16 protein-coding genes are annotated in these 15,649 nt (G+C 33.3%); 8 read left to right on the forward strand and 8 right to left on the reverse strand.

Features of this window, described 5'->3' with window-relative positions:
- The first annotated feature begins 88 nt into the window (after positions 1-88).
- The 3 genes from ACM55H_RS05965 (at position 89) to ACM55H_RS05975 (ending at position 5,536) form a co-directional block, all read left to right on the forward strand.
- Positions 89-2,479 carry a 3-hydroxyacyl-CoA dehydrogenase/enoyl-CoA hydratase family protein gene (locus ACM55H_RS05965; RefSeq protein WP_416835641.1) on the forward strand — a complete coding sequence of 797 codons (2,391 nt, stop codon included), beginning with the start codon at positions 89-91 and terminating at the stop codon, positions 2,477-2,479.
- Between the two features lie 4 nt (positions 2,480-2,483).
- Complete coding sequence (locus tag ACM55H_RS05970) at positions 2,484-3,665, forward strand: acetyl-CoA C-acyltransferase (protein WP_416835642.1); 1,182 nt, start codon at positions 2,484-2,486, stop codon at positions 3,663-3,665.
- Positions 3,666-3,730: 65 nt separating this feature from the next.
- Complete coding sequence (locus ACM55H_RS05975; RefSeq protein ID WP_416835643.1) at positions 3,731-5,536, forward strand: acyl-CoA dehydrogenase family protein; 1,806 nt, start codon at positions 3,731-3,733, stop codon at positions 5,534-5,536.
- A 79-nt stretch (positions 5,537-5,615) separates the two neighbouring features.
- On the opposite strand, the gene ACM55H_RS05980 is transcribed toward ACM55H_RS05975, so the two are convergent.
- The 3 genes from ACM55H_RS05980 to ACM55H_RS05990 all read right to left on the reverse strand — a co-directional run bounded on the left by ACM55H_RS05980 (position 5,616) and on the right by ACM55H_RS05990 (position 7,699).
- On the reverse strand, positions 5,616-6,137 hold the full coding sequence (locus ACM55H_RS05980) for a DUF4251 domain-containing protein (RefSeq protein WP_416835644.1): 522 nt from the start codon (positions 6,135-6,137) through the stop codon (positions 5,616-5,618).
- A gap of 77 nt (positions 6,138-6,214) precedes the next feature.
- Entirely contained in the window at positions 6,215-6,643 is a 429-nt protein-coding gene (locus ACM55H_RS05985; protein ID WP_416835645.1) for an META domain-containing protein, read from the reverse strand.
- 141 nt (positions 6,644-6,784) lie between these two features.
- The gene (locus ACM55H_RS05990) at positions 6,785-7,699 is read right to left on the reverse strand and encodes a YihY/virulence factor BrkB family protein (RefSeq protein WP_416835646.1); all 915 of its coding nucleotides are present in this window, start codon (positions 7,697-7,699) and stop codon (positions 6,785-6,787) included.
- Between the two features lie 240 nt (positions 7,700-7,939).
- Here ACM55H_RS05990 and ACM55H_RS05995 point away from each other — a divergent pair, with 240 nt between their 5' ends.
- The 3 genes from ACM55H_RS05995 (at position 7,940) to ACM55H_RS06005 (ending at position 10,342) form a co-directional block, all read left to right on the forward strand.
- A complete protein-coding gene (locus tag ACM55H_RS05995; RefSeq protein WP_416835647.1) occupies positions 7,940-8,467 on the forward strand; it encodes a superoxide dismutase family protein in 528 nt (175 codons plus the stop codon).
- Positions 8,468-8,483: 16 nt separating this feature from the next.
- A complete protein-coding gene (locus ACM55H_RS06000) occupies positions 8,484-9,053 on the forward strand; it encodes a YdeI/OmpD-associated family protein (protein ID WP_416835648.1) in 570 nt (189 codons plus the stop codon).
- Between the two features lie 86 nt (positions 9,054-9,139).
- The gene (locus tag ACM55H_RS06005) at positions 9,140-10,342 is read left to right on the forward strand and encodes an LETM1-related biofilm-associated protein (RefSeq protein ID WP_416835649.1); all 1,203 of its coding nucleotides are present in this window, start codon (positions 9,140-9,142) and stop codon (positions 10,340-10,342) included.
- Positions 10,343-10,368: 26 nt separating this feature from the next.
- Here the strand turns inward: ACM55H_RS06005 and can are convergent, their stop codons facing one another.
- Complete coding sequence (gene can, locus ACM55H_RS06010; RefSeq protein ID WP_416835650.1) at positions 10,369-11,004, reverse strand: carbonate dehydratase; 636 nt, start codon at positions 11,002-11,004, stop codon at positions 10,369-10,371.
- Positions 11,005-11,116: 112 nt separating this feature from the next.
- A complete protein-coding gene (locus ACM55H_RS06015; RefSeq protein ID WP_416835651.1) occupies positions 11,117-11,596 on the reverse strand; it encodes a Dps family protein in 480 nt (159 codons plus the stop codon).
- Between the two features lie 97 nt (positions 11,597-11,693).
- Here ACM55H_RS06015 and ACM55H_RS06020 point away from each other — a divergent pair, with 97 nt between their 5' ends.
- Positions 11,694-12,638 carry a LysR substrate-binding domain-containing protein gene (locus ACM55H_RS06020; RefSeq protein ID WP_416835652.1) on the forward strand — a complete coding sequence of 315 codons (945 nt, stop codon included), beginning with the start codon at positions 11,694-11,696 and terminating at the stop codon, positions 12,636-12,638.
- A gap of 30 nt (positions 12,639-12,668) precedes the next feature.
- Here ACM55H_RS06020 and ACM55H_RS06025 read toward each other — a convergent pair whose 3' ends face one another.
- Both ACM55H_RS06025 and mnmC2 read right to left on the reverse strand, forming a co-directional pair.
- Entirely contained in the window at positions 12,669-12,866 is a 198-nt protein-coding gene (locus tag ACM55H_RS06025) for a hypothetical protein (RefSeq protein ID WP_416835653.1), read from the reverse strand.
- A 146-nt stretch (positions 12,867-13,012) separates the two neighbouring features.
- Entirely contained in the window at positions 13,013-13,675 is a 663-nt protein-coding gene (gene mnmC2 / locus ACM55H_RS06030) for a tRNA (5-methylaminomethyl-2-thiouridine)(34)-methyltransferase MnmC2 (RefSeq protein WP_416835654.1), read from the reverse strand.
- Positions 13,676-13,982: 307 nt separating this feature from the next.
- On the opposite strand from mnmC2, the gene ACM55H_RS06035 reads away from it, so the two are divergent.
- On the forward strand, positions 13,983-15,050 hold the full coding sequence (locus tag ACM55H_RS06035) for a branched-chain amino acid aminotransferase (protein ID WP_416835655.1): 1,068 nt from the start codon (positions 13,983-13,985) through the stop codon (positions 15,048-15,050).
- A gap of 93 nt (positions 15,051-15,143) precedes the next feature.
- On the opposite strand, the gene ACM55H_RS06040 is transcribed toward ACM55H_RS06035, so the two are convergent.
- A complete protein-coding gene (locus tag ACM55H_RS06040) occupies positions 15,144-15,530 on the reverse strand; it encodes a pyrophosphohydrolase domain-containing protein (protein ID WP_416835656.1) in 387 nt (128 codons plus the stop codon).
- Positions 15,531-15,649: the final 119 nt, after the last annotated feature.

The following is a 15,649-nucleotide window of genomic DNA, read 5'->3' on the forward strand; positions in this document are numbered from 1 at the left end:
GAAATGAGCATAACCAACGATTGGTAGCTAAAACCGATTGATGAAATGCGAATTACATATGACCGATGAAAAACAAATATTATTTTATATGAAACGCACAATTAAAAAAGTTGCAGTAATTGGATCCGGAATTATGGGTTCAGGAATTGCTTGCCATTTTGCCAACATTGGGGTTGAAGTCTTACTTTTGGATATTGTTCCGGGAGAACTTACCGAAGTAGAAGCTAAAAAAGGACTTACTTTAGAAAGCAAAATTGTCAGAAACCGATTGGTGAATGAGCATTTAGCTAATTCCCTAAAATCGAAACCATCCCCTATTTACAACTCCAAATTTGCCAGTAGAATTACTACTGGAAACACAACGGATGACATGGCGAAAATTGCTGCTGTTGATTGGATTATTGAAGTGGTAGTGGAACGTTTAGATATCAAAAAATTAGTTTTTGAGCAAATTGAAAAATTCAGAAAACTGGGAACTTTAGTTACTTCAAATACTTCAGGAATTCCTATTCACTTTATGAGCGAAGGAAGAAGTGACGATTTTCAAAAACATTTTTGTGGCACACACTTTTTCAACCCAGCGCGTTATTTAAAATTATTCGAAATCATTCCTGGCCCACAAACTGCAACGGAAGTTTTAGATTTCCTTACTGATTATGGTTCAAAATTCTTAGGAAAAACTTCGGTCGTTGCCAAAGATACTCCGGCATTCATCGGAAATAGAATTGGAATTTACGGGATTCAGAGTTTATTTCATTTAGTAAAAGAAATGGGATTGACAATTGAAGAAGTAGATAAATTGACCGGTCCCGTTATTGGAAGACCAAAATCAGCCACTTTCAGAACAGTGGATGTGGTTGGATTGGATACTTTGGTGCATGTTGCCAACGGAATCTACGAAAACTGTCCGAATGACGAGCAACATGACTTGTTCAAACTTCCTGATTTCGTCAACAAAATGATGGAAAACAAATGGTTTGGAAGCAAAACAGGTCAAGGTTTTTACAAAAAAGTAGACAAGGATATTCTGTCTTTGGATTTAGACACTTTAGAATACCGTCCGGCAAAAAGAGCATCATTTACTACATTAGAATTAACAAAAACGATTGACAAACCAATTGATCGTTTTAAAGTTTTGGTAAAAGGAACAGATAAAGCCGGTGAATTTTACCGAAAAAGTTTTGCAGGAATGTTTGCTTACGTTTCGAACAGAATTCCTGAAATTACAGATGAATTATACAAGATTGACGATGCGATGAAAGCCGGTTTTGGATGGGAAAATGGTCCTTTCGAAATTTGGGATGCCATTGGTGTTGCAAAAGGAATCGAAATCATGAAAGCGGAAGGTCTTGAACCAGCTGCTTGGGTAAATGATATGTTGGCTTCCGGAAGTTCTAGTTTTTATTCTATTAAAGAAGGAGCAACTTTTTTCTATAATATCCCTACAAAATCACAAACTAAAGTTCCTGGTCAGGATGCTTTTATTATCCTGAACAACATTCGCGAAAGCAAAAAAGTGTGGAGTAATAGCGGAGCAATTATACAAGATTTGGGAGACGGAATTTTGAATTTAGAATTCCAATCTAAAATGAATACGATTGGTGGCGATGTTTTGGCAGCCATCAATAAAGCAATCGACTTATCTGAAAAAGAATACCAAGGATTAGTTATTGGAAATCAAGCAGCTAATTTCTCTGTTGGAGCCAATATCGGAATGATTTTCATGATGGCAGTCGAGCAAGAATACGATGAATTGAATATGGCTATCAAAATGTTTCAGGACACGATGATGCGCGTACGTTACTCTGGAATCCCGGTTGTGGTTGCACCACACGGAATGACTTTTGGTGGTGGTTGCGAAATGAGTTTGCATGCCGACAAAGTTGTTGCTGCGGCTGAAACCTATATGGGATTAGTGGAATTTGGTGTTGGAGTAATTCCTGGCGGTGGCGGATCGAAAGAAATGGCATTGCGTGCAGCTGATTTATTCCATAAAAATGATGTGGAATTGAATGTATTACAAGAATATTTCTTGACTGTTGCTATGGCAAAAGTATCCACCTCTGGTTACGAAGCTTTTGATACCGGTCTTTTACAACATGGAAAAGATATTATTGTGGTTAACAAAGACCGTCAGATTGCCGAAGCGAAGAAACACACTTTACTAATGGCAGAAGCGGGTTACACACAACCGATTCGCAGAAACGATGTGAAAGTATTAGGAAAGCAAGCTTTAGGAATGTTCTTGGTGGGAACTGACCAAATGGTTGCCGGAAAATACATTTCCGAACACGACAAGAAAATTGCAAATAAACTGGCGTATGTTATGGCTGGTGGTGACTTATCAGAGCCAACATTAGTAACGGAACAATATTTATTGGATTTGGAACGGGAAGCTTTCTTATCCCTTTGCACGGAAAGAAAAACATTGGAGCGTATCCAATTTATGTTAACTAAAGGAAAACCTCTAAGAAACTAAACAAATGAAAACAGCATATATAGTTAAAGCTTATCGTACTGCGGTAGGAAAAGCACCAAAAGGAGTTTTTAGATTTAAAAGACCTGATGAATTGGCGGCAGAAACGATTCAGTTTATGATGAATGAGTTGCCTGATTTTGACAAAAAACGTATTGATGACGTGATGGTAGGAAATGCTATGCCAGAAGCGGAACAAGGATTAAACGTGGGACGATTAATCTCTTTGATGGGATTGAAAATTGAAGATGTTCCTGGCGTAACTGTAAACAGATATTGTGCCTCGGGATTAGAAACAATCGGTATGGCTACAGCCAAAATCCAGTCAGGAATGGCCGACTGCATTATTGCCGGTGGAGCAGAAAGCATGAGTTTTATCCCAATGGGAGGGTACAAACCAACTCCGGATTATGCTGTCGCAAAAGCTGGAAACGAAGATTACTATTGGGGAATGGGACTAACTGCGGAAGCGGTAGCCAAACAATTCAATGTCTCTCGTGCAGACCAAGATGAGTTTGCTTATAACTCACACATGAAAGCCTTGAAAGCGCAAGCCGAAGGCAAATTTGACAAACAAATTGTTCCTATAACGGTAGAACAAACGTTTATCAATGAGAACGGTAAAAAAGAAACAAAATCATACGTAGTTAATAAAGATGAAGGTCCTAGAGCAGGAACTTCTGTGGAAGCTTTGGCAGGTTTAAGACCAGTTTTTGAAGCGACCGGAAGCGTAACTGCAGGAAACTCTTCTCAAATGAGTGATGGAGCAGCATTTGTTCTAATCATGAGCGAAGAAATGGTAAAAGAATTGAACCTTACCCCTATCGCCCGTTTGGTCAACTTTGCTTCGGCAGGAGTCGAACCAAGAATCATGGGAATTGGACCTGTAAAAGCGATTCCAAAAGCATTGAAACAAGCGGGTTTAACCTTGAATGATATTGATTTAATAGAACTTAACGAGGCTTTTGCATCACAAGCATTAGCAGTAACGAGAGAACTAAACCTAAATCCTGATATCATCAATGTCAATGGTGGAGCGATTGCATTAGGTCATCCACTAGGTTGCACAGGTGCTAAACTTTCTGTTCAACTATTCGACGAAATGAAACGCAGAGGAAGCAAATACGGAATTGTGAGTATGTGTGTAGGAACCGGACAAGGAAGCGCAGGGATTTATGAATTGATGTAGTCAAAAATTTCCATCCGATATTGATGATTTAGATTATAAATAAAAACATATTAAAAAATAAAAAAATGGCAGATACAGTTGAAAAAAAAGTAACCCGTGGCGGTCAGTTTTTGGTTAAAGAAACAAAGTGCGAAGATGTCTTCACTCCTGAAGATTTTAATGAAGAACAATTAATGATGCGTGACTCTGTAAAAGAGTTTGTAGACAAAGAAATCTGGCCTAACAAAGATCGTTTTGAAAAAAGAGATTTTGCCTTAACGGTAGAAAGTATGCAAAAGGCAGCTGAAATGGGATTTTTGAGTATCGCAGTTCCTGAAGCTTATGGTGGAATGGGAATGGGATTTGTAAATACTGTTTTGGTTTGCGATTATATTTCGGGAGCAACAGGTTCATTTTCTTCTGCTTTTGGAGCACATACAGGAATTGGAACCATGCCAATTACGTTGTATGGTACTGAAGAACAAAAGCAAAAATACGTAACAAAATTAGCCTCTGGAGAATGGTTTGGAGCCTATTGTTTGACCGAACCGGGCTCAGGATCTGATGCCAACTCCGGAAAAACAAAAGCAGTTTTATCTGAGGATGGAACGCATTATAAAATCACAGGACAAAAAATGTGGATTACAAATGCAGGATTTTGTAATGTCTTTATTGTTTTTGCCCGTATTGGAGATGATAAAAATATAACTGGCTTTATCGTAGAAAATGATCCAAGTAATGGTATTTCTATGAATGAAGAAGAACATAAATTAGGAATTCGTTCCTCTTCTACGCGTCAGGTTTTCTTTGCAGATACAAAAGTTCCTGTTGAAAACATGTTATCCGAAAGAGGAAATGGTTTCAAAATAGCCATGAATGCTTTGAATGTGGGCCGAATTAAATTGGCCGCTGCCTGTTTGGATGCACAACGCAGAGTTATTTCAAACGCAACAAAATACGCTAATGAAAGAATACAATTCAATACCGCTATTTCTCAGTTTGGAGCCATCCGAGCAAAATTAGCCGAAATGGCAACTTCCTGTTATGCCGGAGAAAGTGCTACGTATCGTGCCGCAAAAGATATTGAAGATCGAATTGCATCACGTGAAACTGAAGGAGCTACCCATCAAGAAGCTGAATTAAAAGGCATTGAAGAATATGCAATTGAATGTTCTATTCTAAAAGTGGCCGTTTCTGAAGATATTCAAAATTGTGCAGATGAAGGAATTCAAATTTTTGGCGGAATGGGATTTTCAGAAGACACACCAATGGAAAGTGCGTGGAGAGATGCCAGAATTGCACGTATTTACGAAGGAACTAACGAAATTAACAGAATGCTATCTGTAGGAATGTTAATCAAAAAAGCCATGAAAGGTCACGTAGATTTACTGGGACCAGCATCAAAAGTACAAGAAGAATTAATGGGAATTCCTTCTTTTGACGCTCCTGATTATTCTGAATTATTTGCTGAAGAAAAAGAAATGATTAGCAAATTGAAAAAAGCATTTTTAATGGTTGCAGGTGGTGCAGTACAAAAATATGGTCCTGATTTAGATGCACATCAACAGTTATTAATGGCTGCTTCAGATATTTTAATCGAAATCTACATGGCAGAAAGCACTATTCTTAGAACTGAAAAATTAGCCAAAAAAGAAGGCGAAGCCAAAGTACAAGAGCAAATTGCCATGGCCAAATTATACTTATACAAAGCAGTAGATATCGTTACTCAAAAAGGTAAAGAAAGTGTAATCTCTTTTGCTGAAGGTGATGAGCAACGTATGATGTTAATGGGTTTACGCCGTTTTACAAAATATACTAATATGCCAAATATAGTAGGATTAAGAGAAATAATTACCACCAAATTAGTGGCAGAAAACGAGTATTGTTTCTAAAATAAAAAGATAGTTTTTAGTTTTTTAAAAAACCGCCTTGTTCTTTAAAACAAGACGGTTTTTTTATTTATTTGAAAAATTACTTAAGCTCCTTTGTTTCTATTGGTCTGATTTCTCCATTATAGGAAATGGTGCTTCGATTATTAGAACTAATGGTAAGAGTAGCGCTGCCTCCAAAAGAAACGGAAAGAAACAGAGTAAATACATCAGTCTCCCCTTTAACAACTGTTTCTATTTGATACGCTTTTTTCTTTTTTTCAACAGTAAATTCCTGAGGACTTCCCTCAAAATTTAATCCTCCATCCCTGCCGTAAGCAACGCCACTATAAGCTGTCCCAAAAAAAGGCATTTCACTCTTAATTTTATTTGGCTCAAATTGTACATAATTAGGATTCGTAGTTAAATCCATAGTTCTAAATCCTTGAGGCAAAGCTGTCCGCCCAATAAACACAAACGCTTTAGAATCAACTAAAGATGTTATTTGTTTCTCTTTTTCAATTTTACGTTCTTCTCTTAATTGTTTCTTACTTTTTTCCTGAGCATAACTTGCCATTGCAATCAGCGAAAGAAACAGTACCAAAATTGCTGTTTTTGTTTTCATGGTATCCATTTTTAATATTAAGTTATAACCATTTTATAATTTGTAAAATATTAAATACACCTTCAAAAATTTTGAATTCATTTTTTCTCAAAACGCATCATCGCGATATCTCCCATGATGAAATTTAATGTTTTCCCATCTTCTGAAACGGAATAGGAATCTATTTTTTGAAGCGTAGACATATAAACATTCTCGCCTTCTCCCGGACAAAACATTCTAGTCATAGCCATTGGGTCTTTGAAGCTGATTTTATTTCCAACCAAATTTAATTTTCCGGAATAACGGTTGCAACTGCTGCTTCCTGAAACGCTATTTTCTTTCAAGTTGAAAGTGATAGTTGGTTTATTGTTCGGATACAATCCTCCAAAAGCTATTCTTGGTCCTGTAACATAGTTCAATTCCCAAGTTCCCTCAAGAGATGTTGTATTACTCATTGTTTTTTTAGCTGAATTGCAAGAAATAAATGCCCAACATAAAGCAGTTAGCACCAAAATTATTTTTTTCATAGGATTGTATTTAATTTTATACTTGAAAAATAGAACAAAAATATTGCCAGTTTTTAAGTTTTTTAAAAATAAAGTACAAAATATACCGTTTTAAAAATTCTACTTTAAAATCCTAAAATATAAAGATATACTGATGATTTATTACTTTTTAATCTCAATGATTTCGACCTTAATACTAACAGCATACCCATTTGGAATAATTTTTTGCCCATGTGCATTGGCATACACTTTAGTGAATTCGGCTCCAAAATATAAGATTATGGCCGAATAATATACCCAAATTAAAATTATTATTATTGAACCTGCAGCGCCATAAACGGTTGCCACAGTTGAACTTCCTAAATAGAAACCGATAGCAAATTTGCCAAACATAAAGAAAAAAGAAGTGAAACCAGATCCTATCAAAGCATCTTTCCAAGCGATATTACCATCCGGCAGTGTTTTGAAAATAATGGAGAACAAGATGGTTGTAGTTGCAAACAGGACTAAGATATTAAAAACATAAAAAATATAAACCATTGTATCCGGGAAATAAACTAGTAATCGCGTGTTTATAACATCCATTACAGTATTTACCATCAAACTGACCATTAACAAAAAACCAACTGAAGCAATCATAGAAAATGACATCAATCTATTTTTAATAAATTTCATTATTCCTTTATTGGGTTTTGCTTTTAATCCCCAAATAAAATTAATGGAACTTTGTATTTCGGCAAATACTCCAGAAGCCCCAATCAATAACATAACACCTCCAAATATTGTTGCAAATGTTACACTGTCTGACAATTCAATATTCTTAATGGTTTCCTGAATTTGAATCGCAGCTTCGTTGCCAACCATTCCATTAATTTGTCCAAAAAATCTTCCGGTAACTGCTTCTCTTCCAAAGAAAATACTAAAAATAGATAAAATAATAATCAACAACGGAGGCAGCGAAAATATAGTGTAATAAGATAATGAAGCGCTTAGTTTTATAGCATTATCATCATTAAACTCCTGATACGTTCGTTTTAATAAACTCCAACTTATAATGGCTATTTCTTTGTGCTTCATTTTTTTTCAATACTAATTTATATTCCGAAAGAAAAATTTAAGCTTATTAGTTCACTTTTATCAGGTTCGAAAGCAGCGTAGGCAATTCCTTTATATCAAATTGCGACTGCATTCAAAACTACAACTAAATTGATTAGGTATTTAAAATGAATGTTATATAATTCCTACTAAACTGAATTATAAAAACTGAATCTTTTATCTGTAATACAAAAATTTCTTACCTTTGAAATAAAACATATCATGAAAAAAATATTCTTATCTATTGTCCTAATTGTTGTGGTAATCATTGGTTGCAAAACGAGCAGCGATTCAAGTAATTCAAAAAAACTAAACATTGTTTTTGAACCTAAAAGCAACAGTACCGTTTCTGGAACGGCAACTTTTGAAGAAAAAAATGGTAAAGTAACTTTTGTAGCAAAATTAGCCGGGCTAAAACCGGGTATTCATGCGATACACATCCATGAGAAATCAGATTGTACTGCCGCTGATGGAAGTTCTGCAGGTGGACACTGGAACCCAACATTCAAAAAACATGGAAAATGGGGCGTTGGCGAATATCACAAAGGTGACATCGGTAATTTTACTGCTGATGAAAAAGGGAATGGGACCATTACATTAACAACTGATGAATGGTGTATAGGTTGTGGAGATGCGACAAAGGATATTTTAGGAAAAGGACTAATAGTTCACCAAGGAACTGATGATTATGTTTCTCAACCTGCAGGTAATGCTGGTGCAAGAGTAGCATGTTCCGCTATTATTAAGTAGTTTTTTAAGACCCCAATTGGAAGATAAAGAGCACCACTATTTTAAAAACAAAGAAGAATGGCGTGATTGGTTGCACCAAAATCATCATTCTTCTAAAGGGGTATATCTCATTTTTTATAAGGTAAATAGTGACTTTGAAAGTATGCGATGGGAAGAAGCGGTTCAAGTTGCCATTTGTTTTGGTTGGATTGATTCAACAGTAAGAAAAATGGACGAAGACCGTAGAAAACAAGTTTTTTCTCCCAGAAAAGATAAAAGCGTTTGGAGCAAACTTAATAAAACATATATCGAAAAACTCCTCAAAGAAAATCTGATGCATGAAAGTGGATTGGCAAAAATTGAAACTGCTAAAAAAAATGGTTCCTGGACTTCATTAGATGCAGTGGAGAATTTGATTATGCCAACAGATCTTGAAATGGCTTTTAACAAAAATAGTGCTGCATTCGAAAACTATAAAAAATTTAGTCCTTCATACAGGAAAAGTTATCTTTATTGGCTCAATCAGGCCAAAAGAGAAGAAACTAGAAATAATAGGATAACCGAAATCATAAACCTTTGTTCTCAAAATAAAAAATCCAGAGATTAGTATTTTCACTAAAATAATTAAAACTTAACCTAAACTTTTCTAGACAACCATAAAAAAACATAGCTTTGTAGCTTCAAATTAAAGTAATGATTAACCCTTCGGCATCAGGTTGGATAGATAAATTTTTTATTGAACAAAAATTTTCAAACGAAACTGTTTCTAAAACTACTGATTCATTTTATCAAAAAGTTAGAAATACAGGTTTTATATACGGTCACATCATTACTTTTGAGACTGTAAACACTATTGAAACCAAAGGTTGGTTTAAAGAAGAGATTTCTAAAGTTGCGTTATTAAATACTTTGTACGATGTTTTTTGCCTGACTAAGGAAGAAATTAACTCTGAGAATTTCATAAAAGAAGCAGTTACTTTTTATAATCAAATGAATCCTCAAGGATTTAATTTATTCAAAAAAATACTTCCTAAAAATTCCCTTTCCCTAACACTGGAAAAAATAATTGATGAACGCGTTCAAACCAATGACACTATTATCAGTAAAAATTTCTCACATCTTGTTACGAATGCACTTTTGTTTATTGATGTTGTTGCTTTTCGCCAATATTTAATTCACGGAGTAATTCCTGAGAAATACTTGAAGAAAATTGAAGAGACGATTGTTAATCTTGTCACACTGGCTTTAAAAATTAAGTCAAACAAATCTCAATATGATGATCTGTTAATTAAACTTTTTGAAGCTTCTATCCGTTACAGCAAATTTTCGAAAGTTTCTGTTCAAAGTCTGGAAACGCTTCAGTTGGATTATTTTACAAATGAATTAGAAAAATATTATTTAATAGATATTGCTGGAATGGCGCTGTGGAGTGATGGAATAATTGAAAATAATGAAGCTTATTTTTTACATTCATTAGCTGAAACACTATCTATATCCGATGATTTTGTTAATCAGAGCATAAACAGTACTAATGAATTCATTACTAAACATAAAAAAGAAATCCCCTATTTCAATTACTCTAATCCTGTCAAACACTTTTACGACCAGACCACCCAAAGTGTTGTTACTTTAGTCAGTCGTAATAAAAGTAGATTGCTAAAGGAAATTATTCAAAGCAAAGAGTTAATGCTTCTGTTAGCCTATTCTACCCGAAGAGATTTGGATGAAAAAGAAAAGAAAAAAGTAAAAAAACAATTACTGGATATTTGTAAAACTATTCCTTCTTTGACCATATTTTTACTACCGGGTGGAAGTTTATTATTACCTATTTTGATAAAATTCATCCCTACCCTATTACCTTCAGCTTTCAATGAAAATCTAGAAGAAATCGAATAAAAAAATCGCCCGAAAGCGATTTTTTTTTAAAATTTTAATTGATATACATCATCCAAATCTTTATCTGAACTGATATTGACATTCAAATCCGTAACAAATCCAGAATTCAATCCATAAGCCCAACCGTGTAATGTTAATTCTTGTCCGTTTTTCCATGCGGATTGTACGATTGATGTTTTAGCCAAATCAAATACTTGTTCTTTTACATTAATTTCTACAAAAGCATTAAAACGTTCATTTTCGTCAACGATAGAATCTAAATATTCATGATGTAGTCTATAAACATCTTTTATATGGCGAATCCAGTTGTCAATAATTCCTATTGATTCATTTCCCATTGCTGCTTTCACGCCTCCACAACCATAATGACCACATACAAGTACATGTTTTACTTTCAAAACATTTACTGCATAATCCAGAACACTTAACATATTCATATCAGAATGTACTACCATATTGGCAATATTTCTATGTACAAATACTTCTCCCGGTTTTGCACCAACAATTTCATTAGCAGGAACTCTGCTATCTGAACAACCAATCCACAATAAAGGTGGCGTTTGTCCTTTGGCTAAATCCGCAAAATAATTAGGATCACTAGCCAGAGATGTTTCTACCCATTTTTTATTATTTTCTAATATTTTTTTATAAAAATCGCTCATAAAGAATTACTGTCTTAGTTCATTCAAATGTAAAATAAAAATTAATGGTTTTATTTGCTAAAAAAAAATCATTGCCAGTTTTATTGATTATTTCACATAAACTCTAGTATTGTTACAATTCTTCTTCTAACCAAGCTTGCATCATCCAGATGGTTTTTTCTTGCTCAGCAATAAAATCACTCATCATAGAATTCGTTCCTTCATCATTAATTTCAGAAGACTTAATTAAAATTTCTCTTTCTATTTTTAGCAAATAAGACAGTGAGTTTACAATTAAATGGATCGCTTTCTCATCAATAGAAATATTTTTTCCAATAGTTAATTGATTGTTTTTAATATAATCTTCAAAAGTATGAAGCGGAGTTCCTCCAAGAGTAAGAACACGTTCAGCAATCATATCAATCTTCAATTGGGAGTCGTTGTATAATTCTTCAAATTTTATATGCAAGTCAAAGAAACGTTTGCCACGGATATTCCAGTGAATTCCTCTTAAATTTTGGTAGTAAACCTGAAAATTAGAAAGCAATATGTTCAATTCCGTTACAATTAATTCCGATTCTTTAATGGGTAATCCTAAAATATTTGTTTTCATAATTTTTATTTTGAACAAATTTAGATAAGAAAATAACGCTTTGTACTATAAGTTAAATTGATTGTTTTTATATTTGCATCAGATATTACTATAAAAAATGACAATCACTCAACTAAAATATGTTTTGGCTGTAGCCGAGCATAAAAACTTCACTCTTGCTGCCGAAAAATGTTTTGTAACTCAGCCTACCTTGAGTATGCAAATTCAGAAAATAGAGGAAGAATTAAGCATTCAAATATTTGACAGAACAAAAAAGCCAATTCAGCTTACAGATATTGGACAAAAAATTGTAAATCAGGCTAAAAACATTGTTAATGAGGCTGATAGAATTCAAGATATTGTAGAGCAACAAAAGGGATTTATTGGAGGCGAGTTCAGATTAGGAATAATCCCTACTATCATGCCTACACTATTACCGATGTTCCTGAATAATTTTATCAAAAAATACCCAAAAGTAAAACTCATAATCGAAGAGTTAAACACCGAAGAAATTATCACAAAACTCAATAACGGTCATCTTGATGCGGCGATTGCGGCAACGCCTTTAATGGAAGAAAAAATCAAGGAAATTGTTCTATACTTTGAACCTTTTGTCGCTTACATACCGGAAAGTCATCATAATTTTCAAAAAGAAGAAATTGAAGTCTCTGATTTAAACTTAGATGAAATCCTATTATTACAAGATGGACACTGTTTTCGCGATGGAATATTAAACTTGTGTAAAAATGCAGGAGGGAGAAATGAAATCAATCATTTCCAGATAGAAAGCGGAAGCTTTGAAACTTTAATAAAATTGGCTGATGAAGGTTTGGGAACAACATTACTGCCTTATTTACACACATTAGATTTAAAGGACTCAGACAAAATAAAACTACGCCAATTTAAGGAACCAAAACCAGCAAGAGAGGTTAGTTTAATTTTCCCTAAAAGCGAATTAAAAATTCAAATAATTGACGCATTAAGAAGTACAATTGCAGGTGTTATAAAAGGTGCAATCGTTTTTCAAAATGTACAAATTATAAGTCCACTTCAAAAAAAATAAAAAAAGGAACCAATTTAGGTTCCTTTTTTTTTATGAATTAACGATAAGCAAACATTGTTTTAATTCTGGTTTTCCAATTGTAAAACTTAGTAACCATTCTCGTAATTGCTCCATTTCGTATGGTAATAATGTTTTAATTGCTTTTTCTAATTCTTTGCAAAAAAGCATCGGGTCAAAACTTACTCTTTCAAGCACTGATTTTGTGTAATCGAACATAATTTTCGACATAATAAATTAAGATTTGGGTTATCAATTTTTATTAACTATTGTAAAAGTACATTTTTAAAATACACAACATAACAAATTAACGTTCTTTTTTGTATTTTATTTTATTCAAAAGAAAGTATATTTTTAAACACAAAATTTAAATTTTTCTATTTCTTTTTAGCACGAAACATTTCTCTTTTTCCCGGAGGCCCTGCTAATTTCTCCACTGTAAAACCTACTTCTATCATACTCCTTTTAACTACTCCTCGCGCAGCATAAGTAACCAGTACACTATTGGGCTTAAGCGCGTTATACATTTTTTTAAAAATGGCTGTACTCCATAATTCAGGCTGAACCCGATAACCAAAAGCATCAAAATAGATCAAGTCAAATTTTTCAAAATCATCTATTTCTTCAAAAAATTGTTTCCTTTTAGTTAAAGTAAAATCATCCCTTAAAACAATCTTTTCTTCCCAATTACTTTCATGCATTTTTTTAAATACAGGCCTTTCATTACTGGCATTCAGTTCATCAACATAATTCATCGATACAACTTCCTCTGCTGATATTGGATAGGCCTCCACTCCCACATAATCGATTGATTGATTCATTTTGGATGCTTCCAAAAAAGTAATAAATGCATTCAAACCAGTTCCAAAACCAATTTCTAAAATTGAAATTTGCTTGTTTTGAAATAAAGACAGCCCATTTTTGATAAAAACATGCTGCGCTTCCTGAATTGCTCCGTGTTTAGAATGATAACATTCATCCCATTCCTGTAAATGAATCGTTGTAGAACCGTCGAGTGTTTGGATTATTTCTCTTTTCAAAATTATAATTTGAGGTTATTCTTTGTTTTATAGTTGTCCCAGATGGTCAAATTTAATCAAAACTAAAATGTAATAGTCTCAAAAAATCTATATTTTTTATAAATTTCATATAAATTGGCTCTATTTATTTCCATTTTTTAAAATATAAATAAATCACAGTTAAATGCTATAATTAATGGAATAATCATAAGTATTTCAGTGATTTTTATTTAATTTTGCAAACATTAAACTTCGTTTTGTAAAAAACGAACGATTTTAATACTCTAGCATATCACTTATAAAAAATAAAAATAAACAATACCTTATTATGAGTACAACTCAAACTAGCAAAATTGAAATAATTAAAGCTCCTACTTCAAAGATAAATGAAGTAGATTTTGAAAACTTAAGCTTTGGTTCTGTTTTTACAGATCATTTATTCGAATGTGATTTTAAAAATGGTGAATGGCAAAAACCGGTCATTAAGCCTTACGCACCTTTTTTGTTAGACCCATCTACAAGAGTTTTTCATTATGGCCAAGCTATTTTTGAAGGAATGAAAGCATACAAAGATGACAATAATGACATTTGGCTTTTTAGACCTGATGAAAACTATAAGCGTTTCAATACTTCAGCAGTAAGAATGGCTATGCCAGAAGTTCCTGAAGAAGTGTTTATGAATGGTTTAAATCAATTGTTACAATTAGATGAAGCGTGGGTAAAAAAAGGAAAAGGAAATTCCATGTACATTAGACCGTTTATGATTGCTACAGGTACTGGAGTAATTGCAAATCCGTCAGATGATTATAAATTTATGATTATTTTATCTCCTGTATCTGCTTATTATTCTGGTGATGTAAAAGTACTTATTGCAGAGCATTTTAGTAGAGCTGCAAATGGTGGAATTGGAGCTGCAAAAGCGGCTGGAAATTATGCTGCACAATTTTACCCTACTAACTTAGCTAATAAAGAAGGATTCCAACAAGTAATTTGGACTGATGATGCAACGCATACCAAATTAGAAGAAGCGGGCACAATGAACGTGTTTTTCAGAATCAATGATACTTTATTGACTGCTCCAGTTAGCGAAAGAATTCTTGATGGTGTAACTAGAAAAACCTTGATTGATTTAGCTAAAAGCGAAGGTATAAATGTAGACGTTCGTCCAGTTTTAGTTTCTGAACTTGTTGAAGCTTCTAAAAACGGAACGTTAAAAGAAATTTTTGGAGCTGGAACAGCTGCAGTAGTTAGTCCTATTTCTGGATTCTCTTATCAAGATGTTTATTATGAATTACCAAAACTTGAAAATCCAATAGCATTACAACTAAAAGATAAATTGACCAATATTCAAAATAAATTGGCTGAAGATACTTTTGGATGGACTGTTAAAGTGTAATTTTCAGATTTCAGATTAACATATATAAAAAAGCGATTTTCAATGTGAAAATCGCTTTTTTTATGTCTTATTTGAGCTGCAATCTTAAACCAATTATATCCCCAATATTTTCGAAAAATCCGGTTTAAAATAATTAGGTCCTTTCATTACTTTTCCATCTTCACGATAAATAGGTTTTCCATCTTCGTCTAACTTACTCATATTACTGCGTTGGATTTCATCAAAAACTGCTTCAATTTTATGTTGTAAGCCGTGTTCTATAATAGTTCCACATAAAATATACATCATATCACCAAGCGCATCTGCAATTTCTATTAAATCATTGTTTTGAACAGCTTCCAGATATTCTTCATTTTCTTCTTTCATTAAATTATAACGAAGTGTATGTTTATTTTCGCCTAAATCTGCTGTTGGAATTTCTTTGTGACCTATTTTAAATGCAGTATGAAATTCTTTAACGGAGTCTATTTGTTTTTGCATCTTTTTATTTTATTAAATGAAATGGCAAATTAGCAACTATTTCTAAACTATTAACTAAATTTGCCCGAAATAATTTAAACTATGTTTAGTCAGGGACAATTAATATTTGCAGGCTGTTT

Origin of the sequence: Flavobacterium cryoconiti (genome assembly GCF_048158645.1) — a bacterium.
Classification (GTDB): Bacteria; Bacteroidota; Bacteroidia; order Flavobacteriales; family Flavobacteriaceae; genus Flavobacterium; species Flavobacterium cryoconiti.